11 protein-coding genes and 4 pseudogenes are annotated in these 17421 nt (G+C 49.3%); 6 read left to right on the top strand and 9 right to left on the bottom strand.

Annotated features, from left to right (window positions below; translation table 11 throughout):
• Nucleotides 1-57: 57 nt before the first annotated feature.
• Nucleotides 58-1512, bottom strand: coding sequence for an FAD-binding oxidoreductase (locus tag C1192_RS21805; protein ID WP_000059317.1), 1455 nt, complete (start codon nt 1510-1512; stop codon nt 58-60).
• Between the two features lie 69 nt (nt 1513-1581).
• Nucleotides 1582-2367: an SDR family oxidoreductase gene (locus C1192_RS21800; protein WP_038355891.1), complete on the bottom strand. Its 786-nt coding sequence runs from the start codon at nt 2365-2367 to the stop codon at nt 1582-1584.
• A gap of 318 nt (nt 2368-2685) precedes the next feature.
• Between C1192_RS21800 and C1192_RS21795 the strand changes: the two genes are divergently transcribed.
• Both C1192_RS21795 and C1192_RS21790 read left to right on the top strand, forming a co-directional pair.
• Complete coding sequence (locus C1192_RS21795; RefSeq protein WP_038355890.1) at nt 2686-3963, top strand: MFS transporter; 1278 nt, start codon at nt 2686-2688, stop codon at nt 3961-3963.
• A 26-nt stretch (nt 3964-3989) separates the two neighbouring features.
• Nucleotides 3990-5468 carry an FGGY-family carbohydrate kinase gene (locus C1192_RS21790; RefSeq protein ID WP_038355889.1) on the top strand — a complete coding sequence of 493 codons (1479 nt, stop codon included), beginning with the start codon at nt 3990-3992 and terminating at the stop codon, nt 5466-5468.
• A gap of 281 nt (nt 5469-5749) precedes the next feature.
• On the opposite strand, the pseudogene C1192_RS26225 reads toward C1192_RS21790, so the two are convergent.
• Nucleotides 5750-5977 (bottom strand): annotated as a pseudogene (locus C1192_RS26225) (7-carboxy-7-deazaguanine synthase QueE); the annotation flags it as partial.
• Nucleotides 5973-6533: pseudogene (gene queE, locus C1192_RS21780) on the bottom strand (7-carboxy-7-deazaguanine synthase QueE); the annotation flags it as partial. The pseudogenes queE and C1192_RS26225, both read right to left, overlap by 5 nt.
• 173 nt (nt 6534-6706) lie before the next feature.
• Here queE and C1192_RS21775 point away from each other — a divergent pair.
• From C1192_RS21775 to C1192_RS25750, 4 genes and pseudogenes are all read left to right on the top strand, one after another.
• Nucleotides 6707-7309 carry a LemA family protein gene (locus C1192_RS21775; RefSeq protein WP_000944229.1) on the top strand — a complete coding sequence of 201 codons (603 nt, stop codon included), beginning with the start codon at nt 6707-6709 and terminating at the stop codon, nt 7307-7309.
• 13 nt (nt 7310-7322) lie between these two features.
• Nucleotides 7323-7977 (top strand): annotated as a pseudogene (locus C1192_RS21770) (TPM domain-containing protein).
• 74 nt (nt 7978-8051) lie between these two features.
• Nucleotides 8052-9260, top strand: coding sequence for an IS256-like element IS1414 family transposase (locus C1192_RS21765; RefSeq protein WP_103194764.1), 1209 nt, complete (start codon nt 8052-8054; stop codon nt 9258-9260).
• Nucleotides 9261-9298: 38 nt separating this feature from the next.
• A pseudogene (locus C1192_RS25750) lies at nt 9299-9544 on the top strand (TPM domain-containing protein); the annotation flags it as partial.
• 43 nt (nt 9545-9587) lie between these two features.
• Here C1192_RS25750 and C1192_RS21755 read toward each other — a convergent pair.
• The 5 genes from C1192_RS21755 to relA all read right to left on the bottom strand — a co-directional run bounded on the left by C1192_RS21755 (nt 9588) and on the right by relA (nt 17414).
• A complete protein-coding gene (locus C1192_RS21755) occupies nt 9588-10916 on the bottom strand; it encodes an IS4-like element IS4 family transposase (RefSeq protein ID WP_103194821.1) in 1329 nt (442 codons plus the stop codon).
• 125 nt (nt 10917-11041) lie between these two features.
• Entirely contained in the window at nt 11042-12340 is a 1299-nt protein-coding gene (gene eno / locus C1192_RS21750) for a phosphopyruvate hydratase (protein ID WP_000036723.1), read from the bottom strand.
• A gap of 87 nt (nt 12341-12427) precedes the next feature.
• A complete protein-coding gene (pyrG, locus tag C1192_RS21745; protein WP_000210856.1) occupies nt 12428-14065 on the bottom strand; it encodes a glutamine hydrolyzing CTP synthase in 1638 nt (545 codons plus the stop codon).
• Nucleotides 14066-14292: 227 nt separating this feature from the next.
• On the bottom strand, nt 14293-15084 hold the full coding sequence (gene mazG, locus C1192_RS21740; RefSeq protein WP_038355746.1) for a nucleoside triphosphate pyrophosphohydrolase: 792 nt from the start codon (nt 15082-15084) through the stop codon (nt 14293-14295).
• A 95-nt stretch (nt 15085-15179) separates the two neighbouring features.
• Entirely contained in the window at nt 15180-17414 is a 2235-nt protein-coding gene (relA, locus tag C1192_RS21735; RefSeq protein WP_000226792.1) for a GTP diphosphokinase, read from the bottom strand.
• Nucleotides 17415-17421 lie beyond the last annotated feature (7 nt).

The following is a 17421-nucleotide window of genomic DNA, read 5'->3' as shown; positions in this document are numbered from 1 at the left end:
CTCGCTTGAGAAGCCGAAAAGGCAACGCCCCGACATCACAGGACGCTGCCTGACACATTATTTTTCAATCGGATAGATAGTACCCGTGTTCATAATGCCGTTAGGATCGAACTGCTTTTTCAGCCCTTCCAGCAACGCCCACGCGCTGCCGTGTTCCAGTTTGCTCCAGTGAACGCGATGTTTACCAATGCCGTGGTGATGCACCATCGAACCACCGAGGCGAATGGTTTCTTCACAGATGATTTTGTTGAGCGGGTTGTGGTACTTGTCGATTTCCTCTTCCGGTTTGCAGTCAACAACGTTGTAGTCGTAAACGAAGTACATGTTGGTGCCGTTTTGGTAGCTGTGAGAAGAGTGACCGCCCAGCATAGTGATGTCGTCGGCGTGCGGGAACTCGGTACGAATACGGTTAATGACGTTTTCATAGATTTCGTGAATACAACTCCAGCAGCCGGACACTTCGGTGGTAAAGCCCATGTTGCCGGTTTTGAGGATCTGCACACGTTCGGCGGCCACTTTATCCGGCCCCCAGTTCAGGTTGTTGAACCAGGTTTCGATCAGTTTGCTGTCCACTCGCTGGCACTGCGGGTAACGCGCCACGATTTCGGCAATTCCTTCGCCTGTCGCCTGCGCAATACGTGGGTTACCCTCGGCCATAAAGATCAGCACGCATTTACCATCAGCAAAATGAGTGAAGTGTTGCGTGCCATCTTCAGCGTCATACAAACGAGCAATCGACGGGCGATACCCTTCCACCATGATTTCACGCAGGATGTTGAAGCCGGTTTTCATGTCTTCCAGCACATAGCCGTAGAAGAGATTGTTTTCCGGGGTGAATTTGAAGATTTTCACTGTAACTTCAGTGATATAGCACAGTGCACCTTCGTTACCAATAATGATGTGACGAATGTCCGGACCAGCCGCGCGACGTGGAACGTTTTTAATGCGCGTCACGGTGCCATCTGCCAGTACCGCTTCCAGGCCAACGACCATATCTTCAATTGCGCCGTAAAGTGTGGAGAACTGCCCAATACTGCGGGTTGCCACCAGGCCACCCATCTGCGCCAGCGGTTTTGACTGCGGAGAATGCCCCGTGGTGTAGCCTTTTTCACGCAACGCGTTTTCCAGCACCTCCAGCGGAACGCCACATTGCGCCGTGGCCTGCATATTCTCAATATCAATATTAATGATTTGATTCATGGCGGAGCCATCGAGCACCACCGAGTTTTCTACGACAGTTTCCAGCCCACCTTCGGTGGCGGAAGCGCCGGTACGTGGCACACCGTTAATTTTGTGCGCATTCATAAAATTCAGCACGCGGGACACTTGCTCTGTGGAACCGAGTTTTACGACCGCTGCCGGAATAGGCAAAGTATAAATACCATGAATATCCGGAAATTTACGAAAACGGTCAATACTGTTTTTCTTTAATACCGTTTCATCGGTAATTACGCGATCTGCACCAACAATTTCCTTTAGCTGGTCGACAATCGCTGCGCGAGATAAAGACATAATAAATCCTTTCTGATAATAAAAATGGAATAGTCATTAATAAAAGAAAACAGAAACCACCGTTATGGATTAGCGCACTAAATAACCACCATCAACCACCAGCAAATGACTATTCACATAATTCGATGCCGGGCTTGCGAGGAATACGGCTGCGCCCATTAAATCCTGTGTATCGCCCCAACGATTTGCCGGAATATGATCAAGAACGCGCTGATTTGTTTCTGGATTGCTGCGTGTCGCCAGCGTAATATCGGTTGCATAATAACCAGGGGCAATACCATTTACCTGAATATTATATTGACCTAATTCATCGCAATAGGCTTTAGTGAATCCAGCAAGTGCGTGTTTAGTTGCAGAATATGCTGGAGACCATTGCCCGCCCAGGTAAGAAAACAATGAACAGATATTAATGATTTTACCGCTTTTTTGCGGGATCATAATTTTTGCCGCTTCGTAACTCAGCTCAAAAGCGGCTGTCAGGTTCACATCAATCATCGGGTCCCAGTCGGCACGGCCGAAGTCCAGCACCTTATTCAGCTTACAAATACCTGCGTTATTGACCAGAATATCGACAGTGCCAAAACGCTCACAACAGGCAGCGATTATCTTCTGCGGCGCGCCTTCTGCGGTGATATCCACCTGCATGAAGTCCACTTCAACGCCTTGTTTTTCAATCATTTCCTTCGTTTCGCCATTATCTTTGACGAAGCTTGGAATAAAGATATTTGCACCTGCTTTTGCCAGTGCCATCGCAAATGCCTGGCCTAAACCACTATTCCCGCCGGTAACAATTGCAGTTTTACCTTTCAGGGAGAAAAAATCCATTGAGAACGCATTGAGTGATTCGATTGACATAGTTAGCTCCAATTTCCGTAAGGCAAAAAAAAAGAAAGGTAACTTCCCCCGCGAGAGGGAAGTTACCTTTCTCATTATCTCTGGTAACTGGCGATAATTTTTAGCATAAGGGCATAGTCGCTAATGTGATCGTACTCACAGAGTATTACTCGTATAATCAAATAATTTTAAAAAGCAGAAGCGTGATTACTCTCACACAACACCTCTGCTTTCCATGTTATTTCTTATCGCAATTACTAGAGACCTGAGAAAAGTAATCCTCCTGAAAAGGCGGCTTACTTTTCTCTTTTTTTTGTCTATTACAAATGGGAATACGATATGCAACACAGCTCATATCGACGTTGGATAACCCTCGCGATAATTAGTTTTAGCGGCGGAGTTAGTTTTGACCTGGCTTATTTACGTTATATTTATCAAATTCCCATGGCAAAATTTATGGGATTCAGCAATACCGAGATAGGTTTAATTATGAGCACCTTTGGTATTGCCGCCATTATTCTTTATGCGCCCAGCGGGGTTATTGCCGATAAATTTTCACATCGCAAAATGATTACTTCCGCGATGGTAATTACCGGATTATTAGGCCTGATAATGGCAACGTATCCACCATTATGGGTCATGCTCTGTATTCAGGTTGCCTTTGCGATAACGACTATTTTAATGCTGTGGTCGGTGTCGATTAAAGCCGCCTCGTTGCTTGGTGACCATAGCGAACAAGGGAAAATCATGGGCTGGATGGAAGGACTGCGCGGCGTCGGTGTAATGTCGCTGGCAGTGTTTACCATGTGGGTCTTTTCCCGCTTCGCTCCGGATGACAGCGCCAGCCTGAAAACGGTCATTATCATCTACAGCGTGGTTTACATCTTGTTGGGGATTCTGTGCTGGTTTTTTGTTAGCGATAACAACAGCCTGCGTAGTACCCATAACGAAGAAAAACAGTCATTCCAGCTTAGCGACATCCTGGCCGTTTTGCGTATCAGTACAACCTGGTATTGCAGCATGGTGATTTTTGGGGTCTTCACCATCTACGCCATTCTGAGTTACTCCACCAACTATCTGACCGAAATGTATGGCATGTCGCTGGTGGCGGCGAGCTACATGGGGATCGTGATCAACAAAATCTTCCGCGCACTGTGCGGCCCACTTGGCGGCATTATCACCACCTACAGCAAAGTGAAATCCCCTACCCGCGTGATCCAAATTCTTTCCGTGGTCGGCCTGCTGGCACTCACTGCCCTACTCATGACTAACTCTAACCCGCAATCGGTCGCGATGGGGATTGGCCTGATTTTACTACTGGGATTCACCTGCTACGCCTCACGCGGGCTGTACTGGGCCTGCCCCGGCGAAGCGAGAACACCATCTTACATTATGGGCACCACGGTAGGTATTTGTTCGGTGATTGGCTTCCTGCCTGATGTCTTTGTTTACCCGATTATCGGTTACTGGCAGGACACCCTGCCCGCAGCAGAAGCCTACCGCAACATGTGGCTGATGGGCATGGCGGCGCTCGGCATGGTGATCGTCTTTACCTTTTTGCTGTTCCAAAAAATTCGTACTGCTGATAGCGCCCCCGCAATGGCTAACAGCAAGTAAGCCCAGAACATTACTGGAGAAAAATCATGTCGAAGAAATACATCATAGGGATTGATGGCGGAAGTCAGAGTACAAAAGTGGTGATGTACGATCTGCAAGGCAACATAATTTGCGAAGGCAAAGGTTTATTACAGCCGATGCACACACCGGATGCCGATACCGCAGAACATCCTGACGACGATTTATGGGCATCATTATGTTTTGCCGGTCACGATTTAATGAGCCAGTTTGCCGGGAATAAAGAAGATATTGTTGGCATCGGCCTGGGATCAATCCGTTGCTGCCGTGCCTTACTGAAAGCTGACGGTACACCCGCCGCACCACTGATTAGCTGGCAGGATGCGCGAGTTACGAGCCCTTACGAACACACGAATCCTGACGTGGCGTATGTCACTTCTTTTTCGGGCTATCTGGCGCACCGCTTAACAGGCGAGTTTAAAGACAATATCGCCAACTATTTTGGCCAGTGGCCGGTGGATTATAAAACCTGGGCCTGGAGTGAAGATGCCGCGGTAATCGAGAAGTTTAATATCCCCCGCCATATGCTTTTTGGCGTACAAATGCCGGGGACCGTTCTCGGGCATATCACACCACAAGCAGCACTGGCGACACATTTCCCGGCAGGACTGCCGGTAGTTTGTACCACCAGTGATAAACCGGTAGAAGCATTAGGAGCCGGATTGCTGGACGATGAAACGGCGGTGATTTCCTTAGGCACCTATATCGCGCTGATGATGAATGGCAAAGCACTGCCGAAAGACCCGGTAGCGTACTGGCCGATTATGTCTTCTATTCCAGAAACATTGCTGTATGAAGGTTACGGTATTCGCAAAGGGATGTGGACGGTAAGTTGGTTGCGCGACATGTTGGGCGAGTCGTTAATTCAGGATGCCAGAGCACAGGATCTTTCGCCGGAAGATTTGCTCAACAAAAAAGCCTCTTGCGTGCCACCTGGCTGTAATGGGTTGATGACGGTGCTGGACTGGCTGACCAACCCGTGGGAACCGTACAAACGCGGAATTATGATCGGCTTTGATTCCAGTATGGATTACGCATGGATTTATCGTTCGATTCTGGAAAGCGTGGCGCTGACGCTGAAGAACAATTACGACAATATGTGTAATGAAATGAATCACTTTGCGAAGCATGTGATCATTACTGGCGGCGGTTCAAACAGCGATCTGTTTATGCAAATTTTTGCCGACGTGTTCAATCTTCCGGCAAGACGTAACGCCATTAACGGGTGCGCTAGTTTGGGAGCGGCTATCAACGCGTCTGTAGGGCTTGGCTTGTACCCGGATTACGCAACTGCTGTTGACAAAATGGTTCGCGTGAAAGACATCTTTATGCCTGTTGAGAGCAACGCCAGACGTTACGACGCGATGAATAAAGGCATTTTCAAAGACCTAACCAAACACACTGATGTGATCCTGAAAAAATCGTATGAAGTGATGCATGGAGAATTGGGCAATGTGGACGCTATTCAAAGCTGGTCTAATGCGTAAGTGAAGAAGACCGGGCGGGAAACCGCCCGCTCTGAGCATACCTGAATGATTACCTCTAAACATAACCTTTTATTAATTAATGATTTTTCAAGCCAGTTCCAATCTACCAAAATTTGTAGCGATGATTTTTACTCCAGTGAAAAATTAACACTACGGAATTTGTTTTGGTTTGCAATGACGAGTCCGGAAAAACCAGAAGAGAACAATCAGAAGAGGCAAAAATATAAATGGGTGGAATTCTTTACAGGTTCCACCCATTTATAACGCTTATAAATATTTAATCAGGCAATATTCAAATATTTATGCGTTTGCATCGACAAACGCCAGTTCCGCGCAATACAGGTATCGATACATAAACGCGTGGCATCTTCTTTCTGACTAATTGGCTGAAGTGCAATTACTCGCGGTTTATCATCAGTCAGCGTTGCCAGCAATTCATCCAGTGCTTCAATATCCCGTACACGCCCAACCGGATGTTTGATTTCATTGGCGCGTTCCAGCGCCTGCGATTACTCGCGGTTTATCATCAGTCAGCGTTGCCAGCAATTCATCCAGTGCTTCAATATCCCGTACACGCCCAACCGGATGTTTGATTTCATTGGCGCGTTCCAGCGCCTGCGACAACACTTCATAGCCGCCGCGCATGTTCAGTTTTGGCGACACGGTAACCCAGGTGTTCGGTGTACAACGTACTTCGTGAGTACCGCTGGTTTCTATCTGGCAGCTAAAACCGTTCTTTTCAAGCAAGTCAGTCAATGGCAGCAAATCATGAATGCAAGGTTCACCACCCGTAATCACTACGTGACGCGCGGTATATCCCTGACGACTTATGACCGCTAACAAATCTTCGCTGCTTGCTGCGCCCCACTTATCACTCTCTTTGGTTTTCGCCAAAATACTGAAAAGAGAAACTTCCCGATCCTCAAGTTTTTCCCACGTGTGTTTGGTATCACACCAGGCACAGCCGACCGGGCATCCCTGTAAACGAATAAAAATGGCGGGGACGCCGGTAAAGTAACCCTCACCTTGCAGGGTCTGGAACATCTCGTTAATCGGGTACTGCATAGCATTCTCTGTAAAGTGGATAATTGTTAATTATTGCAGATCCTACCGCAATATTCATGCTTTATTAACATTCTGTTACACGCGGGTTTAAGATAAAAAGGCGAAACAGATCATTAATAAAAAAATGAAACAACGTATTATTCCCCGGGGAATTAAACAAAAGGGATTTAAACATGCTCAGAATATTCATCGTACTTATATTTATTTTCAATTTATCAGGTTGTGGATATAATGATATTCAAACTTATGACGAACAAGTCAATTCATCCTGGTCAGAAGTTCTGAATCAGTATCAACGTCGTGCCGACCTTATTCCTAATCTTGTCGCCAGTATTAAAGGTTATTCCAGCTATGAAAAAGAAGTGTTGGAAGCCGTAACATTAGCGCGTAGCCAGGCTATCAGGGCCAGTAGCGATTTACAGCAAGCGCCAGGCGATGAGCAAAAGCTACAAACCTGGCAACAAGCTCAGGCGCAACTGACTCGTACACTCGGCCAGTTAACGATTATCAGTGAACGTTATCCTGAATTAAAGGCCCAGGAACTCTATCAAAATTTGATAGTACAGCTCGAAGGAAGTGAAAACCGCATTGCCGTTGCGCGAGGAAGATACATTAAAGCTATTGAACAATATAATGTCACTATCCGCAAATTCCCCGCTGTATTAACCGCAAAAATAATGGATTACACCGCAAAGAAAAATTATTTGCCGGATGATGTCGCCGCTGTGAGTAAAGCACCAACAATAGATTTTAGCCAAAATCCTAATATTCATTAAGCGGGCAATCCTTATGCGAATTTTTATCTTTCTTCTGGCTTTCTTCTGTCCATCGGCGTTTGCTACGCAAATTCCAGTACCTGAATTACCTGTGTATGTGAATGACGTAACAGGTACATTGACGAACAGCGAAATAAATGCTCTTGCTGGTCAGATTAAAAACCTGACGCAAAGAAATCTGGCGCAAATGGTGGTGTTAGTAGTTGACACAACAGGCGATGAAACTATCGAGCAGTACGCTACGCGGGTATTCGATAGCTGGAAACCAGGTGATAAAGACCGCGATGATGGTGTTCTACTGTTAGTCGCCTGGCAGGATCATACCGTGCGTATTGAAATCGGTTACGGACTGGAAGGCCTTATTACAGATGCTCAGTCCGGACAAATTATTCGCAACAGTATTATTCCAGCATTTAAAAATGGACCTTGCTGGCGGCTTACAAAAAGGAATAAACGATATTGAAAGTCGTCTGGCAGAGAATACTTTATCAACTATAACACCGACCGATCACTTCTTACCTTTTAGCGGCTGGTGGGCTTTGTTGGTCTGGGCAATAGTATTGACCTTTATTTCCGCCAGGGGATATATCAAAACGCTGGGAGTAATTTGCTTTGCTGCCATAGTGCTGGCCTTTGTGCTTCCCATTGCTGGATATAGCGGGAGCTGAGGGAGCCTGTACATAGATTTGTGTAATTGCCTGATTTTGATATGTTCAATCCAGCATCAAATGAAGGTTAATTTATGGACGAAAAACAGTTACAGGCTCTGGCTAACGAACTGGCCAAAAACCTCAAAACCCCTGAAGACCTCAGTCAGTTTGATCGGCTGCTGAAAAAGCTCAGCGTTGAAGCCGCTCTCAATGCAGAGATGACACACCATCCTGGGTATGAGAAAAATCAGTCCAGACCAGGAGCTAACTCCCGCAACGGTTTTTCCACAAAGACCGTTATCACAGGCGACGGTCCACTGGAACTGCGTACTCCGCGCGATCGTGACGGTACCTTCGAACCACAACTGGTAAAGAAAAATCAGACCCGTATTACCGGGATGGATAACCAGATCCTCTCGTTGTATGCCAAAGGGATGACCACCCGTGAGATAGCTGCTGCGTTCAAAGAACTGTATGACGCAGATGTTTCACCGGCACTGATATCAAAGGTTACCGATGCCGTGATGGAGCAGGTTGTAGAATGGCAAAACCGACCACTGGATGCTGTTTACCCCATTGTTTATCTTGACTGTATCGTCCTGAAAGTTCGGCAGGACAGTCGCGTCATCAACAAATCGGTGTTCCTGGCACTGGGCATCAATATCGAAGGTCAGAAAGAACTGCTGGGTATGTGGCTGGCCGAAAATGAAGGGGCGAAGTTCTGGCTCAATGTGCTGACTGAACTGAAAAACCGCGGTCTGAACGATATCCTCATCGCCTGTGTGGATGGCCTGAAAGGCTTCCCGGATGCCATCAACACAGTATATCCGAAGGCCCGCATCCAGTTATGCATCGTGCATATGGTGCGCAACAGCCTGCGCTTCGTGTCATGGAAGGACTACAAAGCCGTCACTCGCGACCTGAAAGCGATTTATCAGGCTCCCACGGAAGAGGCAGGCCAGCAGGCACTGGAAGCGTTCGCTGCGGCCTGGGACTGTCGCTATCCTCAGATAAGCCGAAGCTGGCAGGCTAACTGGCCGAATCTTGCCACGTTCTTCGCTTATCCAACGGACATCCGCAAAGTGATCTATACGACGAATGCCATCGAGTCGCTAAACAGCGTGATCCGCCATGCGCTCAAAAAGCGTAAAGTGTTCCCGACAGACGACTCGGTGAAAAAAGTGGTGTGGCTGGCAATCCAGTCTGCGTCCCAGAAATGGACGATGCCGTTGAAGGACTGGCGAATGGCAATGAGCCGCTTTATTATCGAGTTCGGTGACCGCCTGGACGGTCACTTCTGAGAAAAGGCATTTACACAGAATCTTAAACAGGCTCCTGAGGAGCGCTTATCACATTATTATGCTTCTCCACACCGTTCCTTATTATTGTTATTTCTTTTACCCCTTTCGGAAAAAAGGTACGTAATTTAATGCGTAGTGCCAACCGACCATCACGCTACGAAGGAAGCTGTTCTACCTCCTGGCACTCTTCATCATCCTCATCGTCATCATCCTCTTTTGACAATGATAATTTCAGCGGCGGGGGCGGTTCTTCAGGTGGAGGCGGTGCTTCCGGCCGCTGGTAACTCAACCATAAAAAATGCCAGCCTGGAGGCTAATGCCAGTCAGTTAAGCAACTGACTGGCTCTTTTTCGGGGCTGTGGGGTATTTCCAGGGCCTCTCCTTTACCACTTTCGGGAAGGCCCTTTCCCTTCTTGTCGGTAATTTCACAAGTTGTCCCATACTTGCAAGATCGCGCATCAGCTCCGGTATACGTCCCGGTGAAGCGCCCTGCAATGTCATCAGCATTCTCATCACCATTCCGCATGATTCTGAGAAACTCAGTTGATTCGGCCAGTAACCTTTCAGATGTTCTGCCATTTTAATCATCTGATATCTCACCAGATTATAAGCCAGTAAGACACCCCACAGCTCTTGCTCCACAAGCTCCGGCTTTTTACTTCTCAGCGTCAACCTGCTCAGTTGCATCGTCTGTTTTATCTCCCTGTATCCCAGTTCGATTTCCCAGCGATGACTGTACAGATCCGCCATTTCTCCTCCGGGGAAGCGCATGGCGTCCGTCATCGACGTCAGCAGATGGCAGACTTTTCCTTTGCGCGTCACGGTCAGCAGGCGGGCTGTCACCTCATTTCCCAGCCCCGGCCACTTTTTTCGTGCCTGCGGGCTGGTTTTCAGCTTCACCAGATGATCGCCTTTACCCAGTTTTCTGATCTCTTCATATTGCGCTCCCTTTCTGAGAGGGATCATCCAGTGGCGGTGTTCTCCCGCCTGGCTCCAGGCATTTAACAGTCCCAGTGAGTAATAACCTTTATCCATTAACGTCAGGGTGTTATCGCCGGTTTGTTCTATAAGTTGCTCAGCAAGCTCATTTTCGCTGTTCTTCATCGTGCCGAAGGCTGCAGCCGTCAGCAGATGGCTGGTCAGTTCCATCTGGCAGACCATTTTGACCTGCGGGTAGAGCGCCGGGTTCCCGGCATGTGTCTGGCGGGGGAAGGCTGCATCGTTCTCTGGTGTATCCGGTGTGCGCCAGAACACACCATCGATGGCCAGCAGAGTCAGGCCGCACCAGTGCGGATGCGGCGTGGCGTTATGCCAGAGCTGCGCTGTTTTCGTGAACACGCGGCGGACAGCCTCACTTCCCAGGCGCTGGCGGGCCTGAATAGCGGCACTGGGGGCAACGAAGGGGCGATTGCCCGGTAGCATGATGTCCAGGCGATTCACAATCTGGTGAAGAGGTTCTTTACGCTCAAGCGCCATGCCAACAATACACCAGACCATCATTTCGAGGGGAAGACGGCGCTTGCGTAGCGTTACCCTACCTGATTCGGCAAGGCAACGAGAGATGAGTTCGGGGTCGAGGTAATCCCCCAGAGAAGTCAGTGGGTTACGCAGAGAATCGTAACGGGATACCAGATCAAGGGCCTGTCCAATGTGCATAAAAAAATCCGGAAACGAGTGAGCGTTTCCGGATTCTTACACAGCCACTGGATCGGTCAACTGATCCTTAACTGATCGGCATTAAGCCTGGAGGCTGGCATTTTTTCATTCAGATAAAGTCAGACTTATGCCTGGCCTTTGATCTCTTTACGACCGTTGTACGGTGCTTTTTCGCCCAGAGCTTCTTCGATACGAATCAGTTGGTTGTATTTAGCAACGCGGTCAGAACGGCTCATAGAACCCGTTTTGATCTGGCCTGCAGCAGTACCAACAGCCAGGTCAGCGATGGTAGCGTCTTCAGTTTCACCAGAACGGTGAGAGATTACTGCAGTGTAGCCAGCGTCTTTCGCCATCTTGATTGCAGCCAGAGTTTCGGTCAGAGAACCGATCTGGTTGAATTTGATCAGGATGGAGTTAGCGATGCCTTTTTCGATACCTTCTTTCAGGATCTTGGTGTTGGTTACGAACAGGTCGTCACCAACCAACTGGATTTTGTCGCCCAGAACTTTGGTCTGGTATGCGAAACCGTCCCAGTCAGACTCGTCCAGACCATCTTCGATGGAAACGATCGGGTACTGTTTGGTCAGTTCTTCCAGGAAGTGAGTGAATTCTTCAGAGGTGAAAGCTTTGTTGCCTTCGCCAGCCAGAACGTATTTACCGTCTTTGTAGAATTCAGAAGCTGCGCAGTCCATCGCCAGAGTGATGTCTTTGCCCAGTTCATAGCCAGCAGCTTTAACAGCTTCAGCGATAACAGCCAGAGCTTCAGCGTTGGAACCCAGGTTCGGCGCATAGCCACCTTCGTCACCAACAGCAGTGTTCATACCTTTCGCTTTCAGAACTTTTGCCAGGTGATGGAAAACTTCAGAACCCATGCGGATGGCTTCTTTCACAGTTTTCGCGCCAACCGGCTGAATCATGAATTCCTGAATATCAACGTTGTTGTCAGCGTGCTCACCACCGTTGATGATGTTCATCATCGGAACCGGCATGGAGTATTTGCCCGGAGTACCGTTCAGTTCAGCGATGTGCTCGTACAGCGGCATACCTTTAGCAGCCGCGGCAGCTTTGGCGTTAGCCAGAGATACAGCCAGGATTGCGTTTGCGCCGAATTTGGATTTATTTTCAGTGCCGTCCAGGTCGATCATGATCTTGTCAATGCCAGCCTGATCTTTGGCATCTTTGCCAATCAGCGCCTGAGCGATCGGGCCGTTAACCGCAGCAACAGCTTTGGTTACGCCTTTGCCCAGGAAACGGGATTTGTCACCATCGCGCAGTTCCAGTGCTTCACGGGAACCAGTAGAAGCACCTGACGGAGCAGCCGCCATACCGACGAAACCACCCTCCAGGTGTACTTCGGCTTCAACAGTCGGGTTACCACGGGAGTCGATGATTTCACGACCGATGATTTTTACGATTTTGGACATTAGGGTTTCCTCAAGTCACTAGTTAAACTAAAACTCCAGACAAACAACGCGTACCCTGGGTACGCGTTGCCGTTCTAACTTTTTTACTTACTTCGCCTGACGTTTCTGGAACTCGCTGGCGGCTTTTACAAAGCCAGCAAACAGCGGGTGGCCATCACGTGGAGTAGAAGTAAACTCCGGATGGAACTGACAAGCCACGAACCACGGGTGATTCGGAACTTCGATGATCTCGACCAACTGATCATCCCCGGAACGGCCCGCAACGCGCAGACCTGCATCTTCAATCTGTTTCAACAGCATGTTGTTGACTTCGTAACGGTGACGATGACGTTCAACAATTGTCGGCGCATTGTACAGTTGGCGAACCAGGCTATCGTCAACCAACTGGCACTGCTGCGCGCCAAGACGCATGGTGCCACCGAGATCGCTATTCTCGCTACGAACTTCAACGTTGCCGTTTTCATCACGCCACTCGGTAATCAGCGCCACAACCGGGTACTTACAGTCTGGCACAAATTCCGTAGAGTTGGCGTTCTCCATGTTGGCAACATGGCGAGCGTAATCAATTAACGCCACCTGCATACCCAGGCAAATACCCAGATAAGGAATATTGTTCTCACGCGCAAAGCGTGCGGTAGTAATCATGCCCTCTACGCCACGGTAACCGAAACCGCCAGGTACGAGGATCGCATCCAGACCTTTAAGGATTTCAACACCGCGTGTTTCAACATCTTGTGAATCGATCAGTTTGATGTTGACGCTAACACGATTTTTCAGCCCGCCGTGTTTCAGTGCTTCAATCACGGATTTATAAGCGTCCGGCAGTTCAATGTACTTGCCGACCATACCGATAGTGACTTCACTTACCGGATTCGCTTCTTCAAAGATAACCTGTTCCCATTCGGACAGATTAGCTTCCGGGCAGTTCAAGCTGAATCGTTTACAAATATAATCGTCCAGCCCCTGAGATTTCAACAGGCCTGGAATTTTATAGATAGAATCGACGTCTTTCAGAGAAATAACCGCTTTTTCCGGAACATTACAGAACAATGCAATCTTCGCACGTTCGTTCGCCGGAACGGCGCGATCTGAACGACAAATCAGGATATCAGGCTGGATGCCGATAGAAAGCAGCTCTTTTACAGAGTGCTGAGTCGGCTTGGTTTTGACTTCACCAGACGCTGCCATGTACGGCACCAGGGTCAGGTGCATGAACAGCGCGTGTTCACGACCAATATCAACAGCCAACTGGCGAATCGCTTCAAGGAACGGCAGGGATTCGATGTCACCGACAGTACCGCCGATTTCGACCAGAACCACGTCGTGGCCTTCACCGCCGGCAAGAACGCGTTCTTTAATAGCGTTAGTAATGTGCGGGATAACCTGTACGGTTGCGCCCAGATAGTCGCCACGGCGTTCTTTACGCAGAACGTCAGAATAGATACGACCCGTGGTGAAGTTGTTGCGGCGGCTCATTTTGGTGCGAATGAAACGCTCGTAGTGCCCCAGGTCCAGGTCGGTTTCAGCGCCGTCTTCAGTAACGAACACTTCCCCGTGTTGGATTGGGCTCATAGTACCTGGATCGACGTTGATGTACGGATCCAGTTTCATGATGGTCACATTGAGGCCACGGGCTTCAAGAATGGCTGCGAGGGAGGCTGCGGCAATGCCTTTACCCAGAGAGGATACGACCCCGCCGGTCACAAAAATATAGTTCGTTGTCATGCTGAACCTGAGAAGTTAGGTTGAAAAGACGATGGAATAACCAGGACGGGAAAGCAGTATACCCGAACATGACCTGTGCCACAAACTTTCATTATCCCTCCTCTTCGCCAGCGCACAATTGAAATCAGGAGTGAGAAAATAGCCCCTTTGGGGTAAATGTTTTTGACGCAAATCAAGCGCTTGTCATTTAAAAAATGACACAAATCGCGCTTGACCGTGTAATTTCCTTAGAGATCAATTTCCTGCCGTTTTACCTGCTGCCAGACTTCTTCCATTGTTTCGAGGTCAACACCTGTCATTTCCAGTCCACGCGCGGCAACAATCCGCTCCACTTCGCGAAAACGACGCTCAAATTTTTCGTTAGCTTTTTGTAGCGCAATCTCTGCTTTCGTCCCTAAATGGCGGGCCAGATTGACCGTCGCAAACAGCAGGTCGCCCATTTCCTCCTCCAGTTTAGCCTGGTCCACTACAGCCTGCCGCGCCTCGTACATGACCTCGTCAATCTCTTCGTAAACTTTATCGATCACCGGGCCAAGCGTCGTCCAGTCGAAGCCAACGTTGGCGCAGCGTTTCTGGATTTTTTGCGCACGCATTAAGGCCGGTAAACTGCGAGGAATATCGTCCAGCGCTGAATGTTGCGCCTTCTGCGCGCGCTCTTCGGTTTTGATCTGCTCCCAACGGGCAAGAACTTCACTGCTGTTATCGGTAGAACTGTCAGCAAAAACATGCGGATGGCGGCGCTCTAACTTATCGCTGATCGCCGCGCAAATATCATTAAAGTCAAAGCGCCCTTCTTCCTGGGCCATTTGCGCGTAAAACACCACCTGGAACAGCAAATCGCCCAGTTCACCGCGCAGATCGTCAAAGTCTTCGCGGGCAATGGCATCCAGCACTTCATAAGTTTCTTCAAGGGTATAAGGTGCAATAGAAGCGAATGTCTGCTCTTTGTCCCACGGACAGCCGTTTTCCGGGTCACGAAGACGCTGCATGATAGTGAGCAAACGGTCGATTTGATTCATTGGAATGTCCTGAAAATTGCGGGTCTGTCAGGTGTAACACCTTCGAGTAAAGGATATCGTCGGATACGGCTGACGCCATATCCGGCTATGTAAGATTAATTCCCGTGCAGTCGTCTTGCATCGATAACATCTGGCACCTGATTGAGTTTACCCAGCACGCGCCCCAGCACTTGCAGGTTATAAATCTCAATGGTCATATCGATGGTCGCCAGTTGCTGTTTCGTGTCGCTGCGGCTGGCAACGCCAAGCACATTCACCTTCTCATTGGCGAGAATAGTGGTGATATCACGCAACAATCCACTACGATCATTGGCCTGCACGCGAACCACCAGCGAGTAACCAGCGGAGTAGCTCTCGCCCCATACCGCGTCAACAATTCGTTCCGGCGCATGGGAGCGCAGTTCCGCCAGTTGTTCGCAATCGGCGCGGTGTACGGAGATCCCGCGGCCCTGGGTAATGAAACCGACAATCTCATCGCCAGGAATCGGCTGGCAGCAACGCGCGATGTGGTGCATCAGGTTGCCCACGCCTTCTACCACTACACGACCGTTATCTTTACTGCGGTTTTGTGGTGTATAGCTTTTTTGCTGAAGCTGTTTCAGTGCGGCGGCGTCCTGCTCTTCGGCGCTCGGCTTATTAAATTGCGATTGCAGGAAGTTGACCATCTGATTGAGACGGATATCCCCGCCACCAATCGCCGCCAACAACTCGTCGACGTCATTGAAGTTGTAACGCGGCAGCAGATATTTTTCTGCTTCCTTCAGACTGATCCCCAGATGTTCCAGTTCGTCGTCAAGGATTTGCCGTCCTGCCAGAATATTTTTGTCACGATCCTGTTTACGGAACCAGGCGTGAATTTTCGAACGCCCGCGGCTGGTTGTAACATAACCCAGGTTTGGGTTTAACCAGTCACGGCTGGGATTCGGCTGTTTCTGGGTGATAATTTCAATCTGGTCACCCATCTGCAACTGGTAGGTGAATGGCACAATGCGCCCGCCAATTTTTGCCCCGATGCAGCGGTGCCCGACATCACTATGGATGTGGTAAGCGAAATCCAGCGGCGTTGATCCCGCAGGCAGATCAACAACATCACCTTTCGGCGTAAACACATATACCCGATCATCAAAGACCTGACTGCGTACTTCGTCGAGCATTTCGCCAGAATCAGCCATCTCTTCCTGCCACGCAATCAGTTTACGCAGCCAGGCAATCCGGTCTTCATGTCCCGAACGTGCGCCGCCAGCAGCCGCGCCTTCTTTGTATTTCCAGTGCGCAGCAACACCCAACTCTGCATCTTCATGCATCTGTTTGGTGCGGATTTGGATCTCAACGGTTTTGCCTCCCGGCCCCAACACTACGGTATGAATAGACTGATAACCGTTCGGTTTCGGGTTCGCAACGTAATCATCGAACTCATCCGGCAAGTGGCGATAGTGAGTGTGCACTATGCCCAGCGCGGCGTAACAATCCTGCAAACGTTCCGCGACGATACGCACCGCACGAACATCAAACAGCTCATCAAAGGCGAGGTTCTTTTTCTGCATTTTGCGCCAGATGCTGTAGATGTGTTTTGGGCGGCCATACACTTCAGCTTTAACGCCTTCAGCTTTCATCTCTGCACGCAGATGCCCCACAAACTCTTCAATGTAGTGTTCGCGGTCGAGGCGGCGCTCATGCAGCAGTTTTGCAATACGTTTGTATTCGGTCGGGTGGAGGTAACGGAAGCAGTAATCTTCCAGTTCCCATTTCAGTTGCCCAATCCCAAGACGGTTCGCCAGCGGCGCGTAGATATTGGTGCACTCTTTTGCCGCCAGCACGCGTTCATCTTCCGGCGCATCTTTTACTTCGCGCAGATGGGCAATTCGCTCCGCCAGTTTGATGACCACGCAACGGAAGTCATCGACCATCGCCAGCAACATCCGGCGAACGTTATCGACCTGTTCGGAGGAAACAGAATCGGTGTGCGTTGCTTTCAGTTGGCGGATTGCCGCCATATCGCGCACACCGTGAATAAGATTAACGACCGACTTACCGACACTCTCGCGCAGTACGTCTTCGCTGACGACGTTTGCATCGGCCAGAGGGAACAGCAGCGCAGCCCGCAGCGTGTCAATGTCCATACTTAATGTCGAGAGGATCTCCACCATCTCGACACCACGCCACAACAGCAAACTGGCATCCGGATGCCCCTGCGTCTGCTGCAGACAATACGCCCAGGTTTCGGCTAAGCACTCACACGACTTCTGGCTGGCAATGCCCAGACTTGCGATCCATTTTTCCGGATCAAATTCACCAGCCTTATTAATATGTGCACTTCTTACCGCAACCATCGTCCTC

Origin of the sequence: Escherichia marmotae (assembly GCF_002900365.1) — a bacterium.
Classification (GTDB): domain Bacteria; phylum Pseudomonadota; class Gammaproteobacteria; order Enterobacterales; family Enterobacteriaceae; genus Escherichia; species Escherichia marmotae.
The sequence above is the reverse complement of the archived record's forward strand: the minus strand, read 5'-3'. Positions and strand labels throughout refer to the sequence as shown.